This is a genomic window from Paraglaciecola psychrophila 170 (genome assembly GCF_000347635.1).
Lineage (GTDB): Bacteria > Pseudomonadota > Gammaproteobacteria > Enterobacterales > Alteromonadaceae > Paraglaciecola > Paraglaciecola psychrophila.
This window is the reverse complement of sequence record NC_020514.1, coordinates 5,375,308-5,391,185: the sequence shown is the minus strand read 5'-3', so window position 1 is coordinate 5,391,185 and position 15,878 is coordinate 5,375,308. Positions and strand designations below refer to the sequence as shown.

10 protein-coding genes are annotated in these 15,878 nt (G+C 39.7%); 6 read left to right on the top strand and 4 right to left on the bottom strand.

Translation table 11 applies throughout. The annotated features are described in order from the left end of the window. Positions 1-148 precede the first annotated feature (148 nt). Complete coding sequence (locus C427_RS23745; protein ID WP_015431444.1) at positions 149-3,115, bottom strand: TonB-dependent receptor domain-containing protein; 2,967 nt, start codon at positions 3,113-3,115, stop codon at positions 149-151. 842 nt (positions 3,116-3,957) lie between these two features. Here C427_RS23745 and C427_RS23740 point away from each other — a divergent pair. The 5 genes from C427_RS23740 (at position 3,958) to C427_RS23715 (ending at position 8,119) form a co-directional block, all read left to right on the top strand. After that, entirely contained in the window at positions 3,958-5,058 is a 1,101-nt protein-coding gene (locus C427_RS23740; protein ID WP_226991093.1) for a sensor histidine kinase, read from the top strand. Continuing rightward, positions 5,051-5,878 carry a LytR/AlgR family response regulator transcription factor gene (locus C427_RS23735; RefSeq protein WP_007636635.1) on the top strand — a complete coding sequence of 276 codons (828 nt, stop codon included), beginning with the start codon at positions 5,051-5,053 and terminating at the stop codon, positions 5,876-5,878. The genes C427_RS23740 and C427_RS23735 overlap by 8 nt, the downstream gene beginning before the upstream one ends. A 1,170-nt stretch (positions 5,879-7,048) precedes the next feature. Continuing rightward, entirely contained in the window at positions 7,049-7,507 is a 459-nt protein-coding gene (locus C427_RS23725) for an allene oxide cyclase barrel-like domain-containing protein (protein ID WP_007636638.1), read from the top strand. 4 nt (positions 7,508-7,511) lie between these two features. Continuing rightward, entirely contained in the window at positions 7,512-7,793 is a 282-nt protein-coding gene (locus C427_RS23720) for a c-type cytochrome (RefSeq protein ID WP_015431442.1), read from the top strand. A gap of 32 nt (positions 7,794-7,825) precedes the next feature. Further along, the gene (locus C427_RS23715) at positions 7,826-8,119 is read left to right on the top strand and encodes a c-type cytochrome (protein ID WP_015431441.1); all 294 of its coding nucleotides are present in this window, start codon (positions 7,826-7,828) and stop codon (positions 8,117-8,119) included. A 242-nt stretch (positions 8,120-8,361) separates the two neighbouring features. Here the strand turns inward: C427_RS23715 and C427_RS23710 are convergent, their stop codons facing one another. Next, positions 8,362-9,693 (bottom strand): alpha/beta hydrolase family protein, encoded by a 1,332-nt coding sequence (locus tag C427_RS23710; protein ID WP_007636639.1) that lies wholly within the window; start codon positions 9,691-9,693, stop codon positions 8,362-8,364. A 182-nt stretch (positions 9,694-9,875) separates the two neighbouring features. Between C427_RS23710 and C427_RS23705 the strand changes: the two genes are divergently transcribed. Beyond that, a complete protein-coding gene (locus C427_RS23705) occupies positions 9,876-10,265 on the top strand; it encodes a cupin domain-containing protein (RefSeq protein WP_007636641.1) in 390 nt (129 codons plus the stop codon). Between the two features lie 81 nt (positions 10,266-10,346). Here the strand turns inward: C427_RS23705 and C427_RS23700 are convergent, their stop codons facing one another. Beyond that, complete coding sequence (locus C427_RS23700) at positions 10,347-13,400, bottom strand: ATP-binding protein (RefSeq protein ID WP_226991094.1); 3,054 nt, start codon at positions 13,398-13,400, stop codon at positions 10,347-10,349. A gap of 77 nt (positions 13,401-13,477) precedes the next feature. Beyond that, positions 13,478-15,802, bottom strand: coding sequence for a TonB-dependent receptor (locus C427_RS23695; RefSeq protein ID WP_007636647.1), 2,325 nt, complete (start codon positions 15,800-15,802; stop codon positions 13,478-13,480). Positions 15,803-15,878: the final 76 nt, after the last annotated feature.

Genomic DNA, 15,878 nt, shown 5'->3' with positions numbered 1-15,878 from the left:
TAATACCATTGGAGATGTTTGTAGAAGGGTAGAATTTAACGGCTAATATCTGACACATTTTGCGTACACGGGTGAATAAAAAGTAGGGCTAAGATTGTTAACTTAACCCTACTTTACTAACCAAAAAGTTCTAGATTAGAAAGTAAATTTAACCCCGTGCTTTATACATACGTCCAAGATTGTCATAAGTACTTGGGAAAGTATTACCACTGTTAAATGAAGTTGAACCAACTTCACCACCTAAAACAGGCGCATCTTTTTCGAAGATGTTATCTATACCAAACGTAAATTTAGTATGCTCATTATAGAGATAGCTCGCAAACAAATCGACATAGTCATAACTTTCAATACTTTGAAACTGGGCAAATGTGTCAACAATTTGGTCACTTTGAATATCAACGCCGCTCATGTGACGCCATAGAGCAGAAACTGTGAAGTCATTCAACTGCCATGTTGTACGCTGAACCCAACGCAAGTCAGATGTCGGACTACAAGTTGTACCAAACTGACCTTTACAATCAATTAATACAGATTCATTAGAACTTTGTTGTTCATGCGTTAAATATTTGTTTACGTTAGCATTAAATGATATCTCACCCATTTCACCTAAATCTACGCTAAAGTCTACGTTTACTTCGATGCCTTCAACCTGACGAGACTTAAGGTTAGTCGTAAACAACTCTATACCAGAGCCAGAAATGGTTAAATCACCACCAATGCGTTTGATTTTTGAACATGCAACGGTATCGCCGCCTATGTAACAGCCATCAAGCACTTCTTGAGGAGAGAATTCACCAATATAATCGTCAACTTGAATGTCGTAATAATCAACTGAAAGTACAAAATCATCCAAGAAATCAGCAGTGTAAACAAAACCAGCAGTAAATGTTTCAGCATCTTCTGCACCAGGTGCATTATCGGGATCACTGCCATTGAAGGCGTTAACTTGACCAGAGATAATATCTTGTACCGCACCTACTTGCGCTGGAAGCATACCTGTTGATAAACAAAGAGCCGTTAACGCTGCATCAATGTTACTCACATTAGCAATTGAACATGGATCTAGCGTTGCGTTATCTAAACCTGTCACGACAGGAGAAGAAAGCTCACCAACGTTTGGAGCACGTGTTGCTGATTGCTGCATTACGCGGATTAATACTTGGTCAGTTGGTTGCCATGTGGCACCCAGTTTCCACGTATCTACAGAGCCAACAGAGCTATAATCTGCACCACGATAACCAAATTCTATATCTACGCGTTCAGCAAAAGCAACATCTTCCAATACCGGTAAAACACCTTCAATGAAAAGCTCTTCAGAAGAGAAACCACCATTAATGGCAAGTAAGTTACCACCGGCACCGCCTTGACAGCTGGCCGGCGCTTGTTTTAAGCACTCATCAGGCTCTAATGAACCGGTCTCTTTACGATGTTCGTAACCAACACTGATAGAAAGTTCTTCTGCAGACCATGGAGATTTTATCGCTTCTACAGGACCATTAGCCGTAAGAAGTATAATTTCTTGCGTGTAGGCTTGTGTTTGAAGAGCGGTTGCCGTTGAATAAGCCGCCATTTCAGGTGTAATCGTGCCTAAACCACCAAATAAATTAAGTGGCACACAAGAAGAAACACCATTTTTACAGTTAACGCCATCCGTACTGTCTAATGCGTTTTGAATGTTAGTTAGGTTAGTGTAGCCACCACGTGTAGTAACACGGTTTGTTTCACCATATTGATATGAGGCGTCATACATCCAATCGCCATACAATTCACCTTCAACTCCGGTTAGCAAAGAAAATTGGTCTGTGTTGAAAAGTTCTGAGCGTGGACCAAACTCTACTGTACGACGACGTAATTGCACATTTAAGTAATCGGCAGCATCAACGTCACCGCTTCCATTACTATCAATCCAGTTAGTCAACCCTGGAGTATTTAATAAGCCCGCTGCAAGAGCATCGTTACCGGCATCAATCATGTATTGGCGAGCTTGATCAACGATAAATGGGTTAGCAAGGGGTATGTCAAATCTAGCGCCAAACGTACCTGAAGGAGCGACTTGCTGTGAAACAGACTGACGGTTATAGTTGAATGTACTATAAACAGTAGCATGGTCATTGATTTCATAATGACCAATGGCGGTCGCAGAATAACGCTCAGCGGGAGTTTGATAGAAGTTAAAAGGGTTGAAATTGAATCGGCTACAATCTGCACCAATGCTACCGTCATTTCTAAATTGCCCATTAGCCGGCGCATAACCCACGAGTGCAAACTTTGTTGGGATAGCAGTAGTTGAACCACTTCCTAAAACAAAATCAACAACATTAGGACCGTCACAACCTGCAGGGCCAGGAACGGGTGGAAGACCGGCACTAAATTCATTAAGACCCGCACCGGTTTCACTGTCGATACCCAGCAAACCTAATGGACGGTCACCTAATAGTACCTGGTCACGATTCATCCAGCTTACAGATAAAGCAATATTACCTTTACCGTCAGCAGAGTTTGAACCTAACGTTAAAGAGATGTTGTCTTTCTGACCGTCATTATCACCTGTTACAGCATGATTGTATTGTAGTTCAACACCTTCAAAATTCTTTTTCATGATGAAGTTAATAGCACCTGATATGGCATCAGAGCCATATACTGCTGAAGCACCACCCGTTACAACATCAACACTTTGTAATAATGCGGTAGGAATAGAAGCAGTATCAACTTGACCATTAAAATTGAAGGGTGTCATACGACGACCATCCATCAAAATTAATGTACGTTGAGTACCTAAACCACGTAAGTCAACTGTTGCAGCACCCGCACTACCGTTGTTTACGTTGGCACCATCACCCGGAATTGTACTAGGCAATACTTTAAGCATTCTTTCCACTTCAGGCTCTTGAAAGAAACCAAGCTCTTCAGAGCTCATTGAGAAAATTGGGCTGGTAGAAACAGCACCAGGTCGACGAATACGACTACCAGTTATGGAAATCTTTTCAACTTCAGCAGCTTCTGTCTCCGGAGCAGCTACTTCTTGTGCGGTTGCAGTTATTGATGATAGTGCTGTAACTGCACCAAAGGCCAAAGACAAGCTAATTGACTTCGCCAGTATTTTTTTATTAAACATGTATATACCCCTGGACGCTCAAAGTAGCCTTCGAGCAAATATTATTATGATTTTTTAGAGATAACTTAAGTCACCTAAATCGACTTTATGCTTAAGCCGTATATATCACTATCGATTTTCCACCAATGGATAGAACGGGGTGATGAATGGTAGAAATCAATACGCGAACATGAAAAGTTAGCCGGTTGTGATGAGTAAAAATCCAGAGTTATAAGGTATGTGCTAGCCGCAGCAAGTTACTCAATGCCATCAGGAGTTAGCGACCTTGATAACACTGGGAATTTCAATTTATACCTTAGCAATAGTTAGCCTAAGCGACTTAGTCAGTTTTGGAATGATAAACATGCATTTTTGGTCTGTCTAAAGGTTTTCGGAGAGGTTATTCTGATTATATCCAGAGAGTGACTGTATGTCTGGTCAAAAGTTATCTCTAGAGGGATTTGTAGCTGGCATGTTTAGTGTGATTTAAGGCCTGTTTGACGTGAACTGAGAATTTAATCAATATTGGGCCTTATTTATTCGTGAGCCATTTTGCATGGAAAGCCGGATGAGCCAGGTGTAAACAATTAGATCGCATCCGCACTACTGGCCTCAATCGCCCTTCCATCATGAATATATTCCGCAGCCTTAAGATAAATGTTTAATAAATAGGTCAAAAACACGATTAGAGTGACGAAAGAAGTGTAAACAGTGCTTAACTGTATGATTTAAATGGAATACTATCGACATAAGGGCCTTTTAGCTTAGCGTAAGACTATATTTTGGGCTTGTATTTTTACCGTCGGTTGCAATGCAGGACAAAAGCTGCGGATAATCCACGCTCAGATCGAGATTATTTAACTATGTTCATGAAACGCCTTATTTATTTTCCTTCACTATCATTTTTGTTATTGAATCTCATTTTGTGGTTGCTACTTAATTCGGTGGCCGCAGATAATACCCATCGGATGCGCTTAAATTACGGTAAGAACTCCGATTATTGGTCAGTTTGGCTCGAATATCTTCCCTGGTGGATCAATTGGGCTGTAGTTGCCCCAATTGTAATCGCTTTAGTGAGGCACATTAATATTAAAAAGGAGCTTACCTATAAGTTTGTCGCAGCTAATCTCCTGGTACTCACTATTTCAATGAGCTTGTATTGGGGCTTGACATTAATTGAAATTACCCTGATGGTTAATAATTATACCTTTGATCTGGAGGCTTTTTTTGTTGCTTGTGAACATTTATTCGCTAGTCCCTTACATATGGATTTGCTGGTTTACGCGGCCATTGCCAGTTTAGGTTTCACCATGAGTTATTATACTCGGGCAAAAATGCAAGCAACATATAACCAGCGACTTAGCAATCAACTGCTTAAGGTTGAATTGCAATCACTCAAGACTCAACTGAGTCCCCATTTTTTGTTTAATGCCCTAAACACCATTTCAGGACTCATCCGTCTGGAGCAAAAAGATAATGCAGTGAAAGCGATAAGCGAATTAAGTCTCATGTTTCGAAAAGTACTGGAGAATCATGATATTCAGCTTATATCCTTATGTAATGAAATTAAGTTTATTAATAGTTATCTGATAATTCAAAAAATGCGATTTGAGAACAAACTTGACGTTGATATGGATATCAGTGAGCATAGTTTAGATGTGCAAGTACCTTTTATGTTGCTGCATACCCTGGTCGAAAACGCAGTACAACATGGCTCTCAGTTAGAAAGTGACAACAACTTGCTTAAGTTAGTGATCACTATTGATGATCAGGTCTTATCAATCAGTTTAATAAATAGAGTTGCGCAACACGAAACTCATCAGGGCTTCGGGATCGGATTAACCAATTGCCAAAAACGCCTGCAGCATATTTACGGAGGCAATTACACTTTAATTTGTAATAAAACAGACGATAGTCATTTTGAAACCATTTTAAAATTACCTACAGGTGAATTGTATGCTTAAAGTATTGATTGCAGATGATGAGCGAATTGCCCGCGATATCATTGCCCTGCTGCTATCAAGTCAATCAGGGATTGAAACGATTGAAGAGGCCAAGGATGGCGTGCAAGTGCTAGAAAAGGTGCAGCAGAGTCGACCAGATATCATTTTTATGGATATTCAAATGCCAGGCACAACGGGTATTCAATTAGCAAAAATGCTTGATCCCAGTATCGTGATCGTTTTTGTTACGGCCTACGATGAGTACGCTTTAGCTGCTTTTGAGTTAAATGCGACCGATTATCTGTTAAAACCCTTTGAAGATGAGCGCTTTTTTACCGCATGGGAACGGGCTCAAAAGAAAGTATTAGATAAGGTAAAAACCGATTACGTAAAGCTTGCTGAGCTGATGAATCTTATAAAAGACGGTATCCAAAAAAATTACAAGACTCGATTGTTGATCAAAGAGCCGGGCAGGATACGACTCATTGATGTGGAGCAAATAAACTTTATTACAGGAGCGGGGAATTACGTGGAATTACATTTGTTTGACGACAGAGTGATCTTACATCGAGAGACTCTAACAGTGTTGGAAGAGCAACTCGACCCGGCCTTATTTATTCGCATTCACCGTTCATCCATTGTCAGGCTCTCAAGTTTGCAGGAGCTTCAGTCTAATGCTAACGGAGACTATACGGTTGTGCTAAAAAGCGGAGATGCTTTGACGTTATCCAGGAGTAATAAAATAAAACTGAATGAGCTGCTTAATGAAACCAATAGCAGCTCCGCTGAAGTCCATAAATTGGAAGCCAGCAAAGCTGCAAAGATCGCAGGAATAAGCTGAGTTTTTACATGGTCCATTATAAGTCACAGTCGGTGGTCATCGCTCTAAATATGGTGGCGTCGGAGATAGGAGAGCATTTATCGCCGAAGACGTTACTGTTGAGCAACTAAGCAAGACAAATCATCATATAGACCTCTGCATTTTAAACCTCTGTCTCTTAGCGATTGCCAAGAAAACGCAATAACCATAGTGAATGATTGTAGTAACACAGGAAACAACCAATAGGGCGTATTTTTATCAGGTAGTTAAACCAGATAAATCCCACTACCAAGTTGTTTACTTAACACAGTGACGGTCACAATAATGCGATCCTTGAGTCGCTATATTTTATCGCCCTTGGTACTCAAACCCCGCGTAAACCTCACTAGGTTTCATTGTGTGTTTGTGCGGGGTGGCCCCTCCGCCACCGCGTGATAAAGTGTCAATAATACCGGCTAAAAGAAATAAGGCTAAGCAAGCATTGCCGACATGGCAAAAAAAATACTGGTACAAAAACATTAATCTATGATCTAAGCGCAAAGACATTAAAAAATGTTTTTAACATAGACTATGAAACCTAAGAGCAATGGGTGGTGCGAGGTTATAGGTAGTTTTGACAAATAGGTAGGAAAGCCAAGTTGTACAGCGATTGCTACCCCGTAGGGATTATATACATAGAGATACCTAATGCACATCCATTGGTGATCTAAAAGATACTTACTCAACTGAATACAAAAAATGACGATATCGACGAATTGTTGCCATCACAAATTAGAGCATCGCCTCAGATAAGCCTGTTTGAATGAAAACAGTTCATCATCATAAATAAAAGTAATATTCAAAACTGATTTGCACAACAGCGGTAGGCGATTTTTTTGAATTATGTGAAACAGTTGTGTAATAGACAAAAATAGCTAATGTTCACTCGCTCAAGGATACAAAAGAGAGGTAAATATGAGGCAAGAAGTCTCGTTCTTTTATGAATAATGACGGTTTATTCTACCTATAACCATAAATTGATTTAGGTTTGGCGATTTGGTGATATATTGCCAGATCTGACACCCTTTGTGCGTTCGGCCCTTTTAATAAACTCAAAAGTAGATTTTAATAACAAGTCCATTTTAAATAGGATCTTAACGGCTGCAGGCAGTATGGGATAACAATGAGATAGTCCTGATTAAAAAGACACTAATGGCTTGCGTCATTTTACTCGGCGCTTCAACCGCCAGTGTGGCTGACAGTATCAAATCGAAAACGCTGCTCACTATTGCTGATGCAAAAACATCACCGGCAGTTGCACTAGATTTAGGCGAACCTGGTGATACGATTGGCGATCAATGGTTGTTTGACCAACCCTTACTGGATGCAGAACGTAACAAAATTGGCAATGATAGTGGTGTGTGTACTCGCACTATGGTGGGCAACAGTTCTCAATATCGATGGACCCTGACGTTGATAAACGGCACTATTGAAGTAGCAGGCAGAGAGTTTGATCAGGGCAGTTCAGCCATTGGCATTGTTGGTGGAACTGGTGAATATCAGCATATATCAGGTGAATTGATATCGTTCAAAAACAGTGATGGTACCTACACAAACTCTTACCTATACTCTGGCAAATACCATCAACACAAAACAGCCAGCGGATGCTAAATCGTTGATCACCAGTGTTCGTGAAAATGGCAACTATTCCTGCTCTGAATGCCATGGCAAAACAGGTAATCCGCCGATAACCGATAAATACGATAAGCAAACCCGTAACCTTGCAGGACAAAATTATCAGTATTTGCGCACCCAGCTCAATCATTTTAAATTCGCCCGGCGAGACACTAAAGAGATGGCCAATACATTACAAGATTACAGCGCTGAAGAAATCAATCAGATTGCCTTCTATTTTTCCCAGCAACCCCAAAAAACCTGCCTTTCGACCCCACCATAGATACCTTAAAACACAGTGCTACCGAAGATACCTTGTGGGCAGACAAGGGCCGTGTATTGTATCAACAAGGTGATAAAGCCAGAGGTATTGTTGCTTGTCAATCCTGCCATGGCAAATTTGGAGAGGGCGACAGCCAGCAGTCTATCCCCAAACTGTATGCACAACATGCCCGTTATGTTCGCATGACCTTAGCTGACTATAAAACAGGAAAACGAACCATTGACCAATCACTTGATAAGGTTATGAGAAAGTCTGTTAAAAACTTAAACGAGGGCGATATCAAATATTTAAGCGCTTATATTCAATCCATGGTTGTTGCGCCGTAACCAAGGAAAAGGAAACCGCTGAAGAATCAGGTTCGTTGAAACCTATCATTCATCATCAAGTTGACTGTTTTGACTAATTATCAAAGTGACTGTGAATGAGTAATAATACAACGATATAATTTCAATTGTGGATGCCCCTTTTCTCGCGGAGCCAATCTTTAACGAAGACTAGCTCAAGATCTGATTATCACTCATTCCAGTCTATGGAAATTGAGTCTGAATTAGCACAAATCAAAGATGTTTTATTGTTCGCCCTTTGCTAACTTCTCAAATTTTAGGCCCTTAGCAGTGCGGTTTTTAAAACCTGCCCAATGGCTGTGTTCAGCTTTCGCTTGGCCTTTTTCATATTTACTCCAAACTCCGTCGTTTGAATTAGCTTTAAGGTTCAAGAAAACGTCCATATCAGAATTGTCTTTCAGGTACTTTTCTAACCATGCAGTCACAAAGTGTTGGGATATGTTATTCATGCGTACCGTGTCCCAAACAGCATCTGTGTAGTGTTCACTGATATTAATTCCAATAGCTTCATCATAGACATTAGACTCATCAGGAGCTGGCATAGGCGCTCCTGCACTATGATTAGCATTATTAAAGGTCAATAATGCTCGGTCTACACTTGTTGTGCCTTGCCAGATAGCGCGTACACCTGTTTCGTAACCTGATACATCATCAACTGAACCTGCTACAAAAAATATTGGAACTTTAACTCCTTTAAGGGTTTTTTGGTCCCATACGCCGTAATTCATTCCCCAAGGGGCAAACGCAATCACGGTCTTGAGTCTTGGATCAGGAAATTTTTGTTTTTCATTAAGGTTTTGATATATACCTAAAGCTTTGTCTGGTAAACCCCATGGAAAATCTACAGCCTTTTGAGTGACGCTTCCACCAGCAGAAATTACTGCACCATAACCACCCATAGAAAAACCAATCAAAGCTGTATTTTGGGTGTTAACTAGGTCATATAAAAAGGAAGAGTTATCTTTTGACATAAGCTGTATTTGATCAAGCGTAAACAGTTGATCGAGTGGCCGATTCAGCAGAGTCGAACCGAATGCTGCTTGAGATCGATAGGTTGAATCAGTGTGATCAATAGATACCACCACATAACCCTTTGAAGCAATATTTTCAGCTAAATGGGACATTAGATATCGATTGCCAGGATAGCCGTGAGAAAGTATTACTAAAGGATATTGTTGACTGCTATTTAACGGTTTAGCGTCACGCACTGCTTTGCCCTGTATGCTTACTTTAGTTTTACCATCCCGTAAATAAACGTCAAGAGACGTGTTGCCTTGACTGTCCTTTATTGCTGGATACCAAACCTCCAAAGTCAAAGGTCTATCATACTTAGGCTGGCTTGTAAGTTTAAGCTCATCGATATCTATTTTCACAATATCAAGTTGCTGAGCATGAATAATTTCTAAGGTTTTGACACCAACAGAATATTGACCGTAAGCAGCTAATTCAGGTGCATCAGAACGCTGAGTATCAATCCGATTTTCGGCAAAAATATTTATACTGATCCCACAAACTATACAGATTGAAAAAAATCTTGTAATAACACCACAAAACATAAATTGACTCTTACAGGTGTAAAAAATATGCTGCGTAGAATATGACGTTTTATGAATTTTTGCTAGTTGTAGGCAAGTTAATGCTAAAGGCAATATTGTCAATGCGAGGTGTAAAAAGGATAAGTAACATATTTTACTATGCGTACCGCCCCTGAAAAACTGAATACCAATGGATGCTATTAATGCCAAACTTGAATGTACCGATATTATGTAATATCAAAACAGACAGTTCTTATTTTATGGAGCAGCAGTATTGCTTGGATGATTATAACGGTTTGTTTATATCGTCTCGCCAAGAAGCGTTAAACTTTAGACATAGAATGAGTGAGCCCGGTTATTTTAGTGACTGGCATGTTGCTGGGGATCCCACTCTTATTATTATTCGTTCTGGTATTTTGCGCATCGGTTTACGGGATCACAGTTACCGAGACTTTGCCTCGGGTGATATGTTTATTGCACAAGATAAATTAAGCGCTAACACTATTTTTGAAAATAATATTCATGGCCATACAGCTGAAGTTATAGGTGAACAACAACTAATTGCGATGCACCTTAAACTTTCGTCCATTTAATAAAGGTATCAGGTCAGTATTGAAATATACAATATATGGATAGCATGGTTTTGACGCCTAAATACAGTTACTCAACCAAGCTTAAATATCGTAAGTTAAGCTTGGTTGTAACGCTTCGTTTAGCTCCGCTAAATGTGCGCGAATAATGTCTAGATGAGGATAATATTCATGTGACTCAGGCTTGCCTTGTTTAATCATATCTTCTAAAGCTTGAAATGCAGGCTCAGATTTGACCAATGCACAATCAAAGCTGGCAGGAAAAAACTTATATAGATGAACTAACGCGCTGTTGATTTCATTGTTGTCTAGGGCAGCAGAGAGGTCTATTAGCGTTTGCTGAGATTGTTTGACTAAATCAAAAATAGCGTCTAAAAATTGTTTGGCACTGTTATGATGCTTCACAATGCCTTGTGCGATATCTACACCCGGCAGGTCAATACATAATTTAGTTAAAGCTATAATTTTAGGTAACTCATAAGCCACTGATATTTCATCGTCTTGCAGGGCACAGTGTTCAATATCAGCAAATTTATTACCAATAATATCAAACCCGAAAGAGCCTGCTGAGCCTCTTATTCTGTGTGCTATTTCACTAATAATGGTTAAATCGCTTTGTTTTAATGCCTGCTCTAAATTAACCACTTGTTCACTCAAGTCTAGCTGATAGTCTTTGATTAACCTCAACATATCTCCCTGGTGAAGAGGACTATCTATCTCACCTTGTTTGTTAAGGTAAAAGGACAGTTTAGTTATAAAGTGATGCCGAGAGATTGGCTTGGCTAAGTGGTCAGAAAAACCGAGGCGCATATAATGTTCGATTTCATGTTTCATGTTGTTTGCTGTTAGCGCAATCACTGGTGTGTAATTTCCCGCTGCTCTGATCTGTTTAAGCGCTTCGGTGCCATCCATCTGTGGCATGTGGATATCCAGCAGAATCAAGTCAAATTTCTGATAAAAAATGGTTTCCAATACTTGTTTACCATTTTCTACTTCAGTGACTGTAATATTCATACGTTTTAACAATATGCTTATTAATTCACGATTGTTGGGGTGGTCGTCTGCTAACAATACTTTATTTCCCACGAAATTTGGCAAAGCTGTGCGCTTGACAGATTTTGTGGGAGTTGACTGCCATATTTCTCCCACATTATTAATCCAAGGGGAGTCTTGTACCACACTCAAGTCGATGTTTAAGGTAAACGTTGAGCCCTTTCGTGGAGAACTATGCACTTTAATATCACCACCCAAGCCGTTAGCTAATCGCCGTGAAATACTCAGCCCTAAACCTGTACCGCCAAATCGTCGGTTGATTGAACTGTCAGCTTGGGTGAAAGGTTGGAATAGATGTTCTTGCTGCTGTTCAGTAATACCTTCACCAGAATCTTTTACCTGTATCTGTAATCTGTTGTCGACCAAACTTACGGATAAACCTACATAACCTTGTTCCGTAAACTTAATCGCATTATTAGTGAGATTAAATAAAATCTGCTTTAAACGTGTTGGGTCAGTTTTGATATGTGCAGGCAGTGGATACTGGTATTCCAAATGAAAAGCCAAACCTTTATCTCGGGCTCGTTTACCCACAACAGACTCGATTTGTGCCAAGATCGAAAACAAAGGAGTGGGTATAGATTCAAAGTCGAGCTTGTTGGCCTCTATTTTACTAATATCCAAAATGTCGTTAATGACACTCAATAAATGATTACCATTTTCTGCAATAATTTTTGTCACACGCTCTTGCTCGGCTTTGTCTATATCGCCAAGTAAAATACCGTCAGCATAACCAATAATAGAGGTTAAAGGAGTACGGATTTCATGACTCATGGTCGCTAAAAATCGACCTTTAGTATTACTTGCCTCAATTAAGTCGCTATTGGTTTGTTCTAACTGATAATTAGATTTTCTGAGTTCGAAAGTGCGTTCTTGCACTGTGTTTTCTAAAGATGCCGTCAACTCAATATTTTGTATTGTTAAGAGACGTAATTGAGCTGCCAACGCAAAAGCTAATAATAAGCTATCTAAGCTGTTACCAATTAAGCCTAATAAATAAATATTGATGTTTAAACCGGGTAGTACACCCAAGTTCATTAGGTTCCCTACCATATTTGGGAGGACAACTGACAACAAGGCAAATACAAAATATTTAGCTGGTGAGTAGCCACTCATCCAGCTGCGCACGCCAGAATAGAGACCCAAAATACACGCTATTGAGGTAAACAAAGAGGCTAGATATAGGCCTACGCCTTGGCTATAAAAAGCAAAGGGTAATGAAAGGGTTGCAAATAACGCGATTATTTTTAGTGTCTTAGCCGTTTTAGGTGCCGATTCTTCTAAGCGTAAAAATTGAATGTTAAATAAAGAAGTAAAAAGAGCACCAATTATATACGCCGGCATTAACCAATGCTCTGAGCTATTCAGTCCTACGTATTCGGGCACACCAAACACCGCTGCCCAGCCGAAGGCATAAGCTAAAGTGGCTATTGCATAAGTTAAGTATTGTTTATTTCGAGTACTAAAAAAAATGAAAAGGTTGTATATACCCAGAGCCAAACACATACCTAGGCTGATAAGCAATATGACGTTTTCAGATTGAAAGAGCTGCTCTGCTTGCACATGAGGCTTTACTAAAATTTTGATAGGCGCAAAAAAATACTCACTTTCAAATATCATTAGTAAGGTTTTACGCTGACCGGGAGATATTGCTATTTTGTTTCCATAATGAAAGTCTTGTTGGTTCTTTAAGCCATGGCCTGATTTAACGTAGCTAACAGGGTTATCGATACTAAAACACAATATTTCTATGCTTTGAACAACGGAGCCATAAGGATAGATAAACCATTCAGTGAGCTGGGTGTCATTGTATATTTCGAAAGCTACAACATATTTGTCTCCCAATACACTGGTGCTTTGATGCGAAGTTAAAGTGTGCAGCCATGTGTCCAATTGATCTAATTGGCTGGGAGGTAAAGTGGAGCTGTCCTTAAGTGAAAGGTAGCTCACTTTGTTACTAATATTCTGATTATTAATGACGCTCAAACTAAAGCTGGCGATATTATCGGTAGGCGCAACTGATGCATTTGCCGTAATAAAAACACACAAGGTTAAAAAACCAATCAGTAACTTAACTTGTTTCAAACTAATACCACACACTTTGCAATTCACTTTATAAAATATATACGGCTAAACTTGATGATGTTGTTTGATTACCTACTCTAAAACTCATAGCGCACATCAAGGCCTACTTGCCTCGCTTCAGCTTTAAAATCTTGCAACATACCAAATAGGTTTACTAAGTCAAATTTCAGATGACTATATTCTTCATTTGTTAAATTTTTAACCCAAGCACCCCAAGTCCAATTAGCATTTTCCCAAGCCACACGTGTATTCCAAATAATGTAACTCTGTTGGTTAGCAAAGGGGTTTTGATTTTGATCAAAATAAAATTCTGACTGATAATCAGCATCAATATGGAAGTTTAATTGGCTCGAGTTGAGCTCCACTACGTAATTTGCCTGTGCGGCAATATTCCACTTAGATGTGAAAGGTAGTCGATTATCTTTTATTTCAACGCCAGATGCATCCACAAAAGATTTCAGGTTTGCCTCTGGTAGATAACCTATTGAAAATTTAGTTACTAAGGCTGGCGTCAGTTGTGCGCTCAAATCAAACTCTGCACCATAGATAAGTGATTCACCCACGTTACTCAATAATTGCAGCGGGGGTGCACCTGGGGTAATTGCAGACTGATTCATAAACACTTGCTGGTCTTGATAATCGTAGTAAAATGCGGCTGAATACAGACGAATTGATTGACTTAACTGACTATGAAGGCCAATTTCATAAGCGTTTATAGTTTCTGCACCATAATCATTATTTTGTGCCTCTGCAGCAGAGCTTATAAGTGCTCCATTGTAACCGCCACTTTTAAATCCTCGAGAATAACTGACAAACCCAGAATGTTGGGCATTGAATTTGTGCAACATCGCTAACTTTCCAGATACGTTGTTATCCTTAACTTTGTCAGAAATATCCCATCCTGGAACCGTCAAGCCAGTTTGATCATTTGCAAAAGTGGCAATATTAACCTGACCTATCGCATCATAGTCAGTGCTTTCATTGGTGTATCGCAATCCTGCGGTGAACGTTGTTTGCTTAGATAACGGATACTCTAAGTGGGCAAACAAAGCCGAAGACTGAATTTCAATTGTATTGTCATATAAAAAAGTCACCGCATTATTAAATAAGCCTTCAACGGAGCGAAAATCTCTGAGCAAATCAAAGCGACTATCCTGTTTTAATTTTTCATTCAAAAAAAACAGCCCAGTTATCAGATATATATCGCCTATTTCATGGTGAAGTCTTAATTCTTGGCTGAATGTGTTTGTGCTGACATTTTGATTACCTTCACCTAGCCTAGCGGGGCTGCCATCACTGTTGAAATAATGATCTCTGTCTAAAGTCGTAAAATTAGACAAACTAACAAGGTAACTATTTTCATTTAGTTCATATTGGACTTTTACATTAATGCCATGTGAGTCTGTTATATGTGGGCTGTTGTCACTGATATGATTATTAACAGCAACATCATGAAAATTATTTGAGCCATTATTAAACCCAAAAGCATCGGTACAAACTGCAGAGCCAGCTTCATCTGGCGAACAAAATGAAGAAGGTAAACCAGTAGCAGGATCGAAACTCTTAATTACCCCAATGCTGCCCACCGGATTGACAACACCATCCCATTTGCTGAGATAAACTTTACTATCGATGGTTAAATTGTGCCACTGCCCTAAAACAGATAAGCGCCCATGTGTCTGATGCATTTGTGCTTGAGGAGTATTAGGTAAGAGGTTGTTAGTTGAATATTTATAATCTTGATGGCTAAAGGCCAAGCGAGCGGCCATGTCGGCATTTAATTGGCGATTAATTGCCCCTTCTGCTGAAAGGTGGTTGCGCTGCGCGTAACCCAGATTAACATAACCAGAATTATCCATTTTTGCACTAACTGAGTTAATTAATACTGCTCCCCCAGTGGTATTGCGGCCAAATAATGTACCTTGTGGACCGCGCAATATTTCGACCGATTCCACATCAAACAGATTCACCAACTGAGAGTTTGCAGAAGCCCCCGCAGCACCGTCTAAATACACCCCAACAGGAGATTGTGTTGAGGTATTGTAATCTACACTGCCAACACCTCTAATATTCAAAGCTGGTGGGGTACCCTCAGCTGCGTTCTGAGTTATTTTAAAATTTGGCGCAATAGCTGATAGAGCTGTTGTGTCTTTAAGTTGTCGCTCAATGATAGTTTGGCCATCGATAAGGTTTAAAGACAAGGCAACATCACGAATATCTTGTGGTCGTTTTTGTACATTTACTTCAATCAACTCAATATTATCTGCCAATGATGAACTGGCAGCGTTATCGGCATTTGTCGACATAGTAAAAAAACAGATAGGTAAAAAAATCAGGTACTTCAAGGTCACCCCATTAACAATTACGGGTTTCCATACCGCACCGCAAACCTTCGATTTCATAATAAGCTAACTAAAGCTTGTCTAATCGAAATTATGTATTTGACTCAGCCAATTTAAAACCGACTATCCCACATTA

Coding starts and splice junctions, on each gene's coding strand:
- C427_RS23735 (WP_007636635.1), top strand. CDS start 5,051: ATGCTTAAAGTATTGATTGCAGATGATGAGCGAATTGCCCGCGATATC.
- C427_RS23695 (WP_007636647.1), bottom strand. CDS start 15,802: ATGAAATCGAAGGTTTGCGGTGCGGTATGGAAACCCGTAATTGTTAAT.
- C427_RS23710 (WP_007636639.1), bottom strand. CDS start 9,693: ATGTTTTGTGGTGTTATTACAAGATTTTTTTCAATCTGTATAGTTTGT.
- C427_RS23745 (WP_015431444.1), bottom strand. CDS start 3,115: ATGTTTAATAAAAAAATACTGGCGAAGTCAATTAGCTTGTCTTTGGCC.
- C427_RS23725 (WP_007636638.1), top strand. CDS start 7,049: ATGGCTTGCGTCATTTTACTCGGCGCTTCAACCGCCAGTGTGGCTGAC.
- C427_RS23740 (WP_226991093.1), top strand. CDS start 3,958: ATGTTCATGAAACGCCTTATTTATTTTCCTTCACTATCATTTTTGTTA.
- C427_RS23705 (WP_007636641.1), top strand. CDS start 9,876: ATGCCAAACTTGAATGTACCGATATTATGTAATATCAAAACAGACAGT.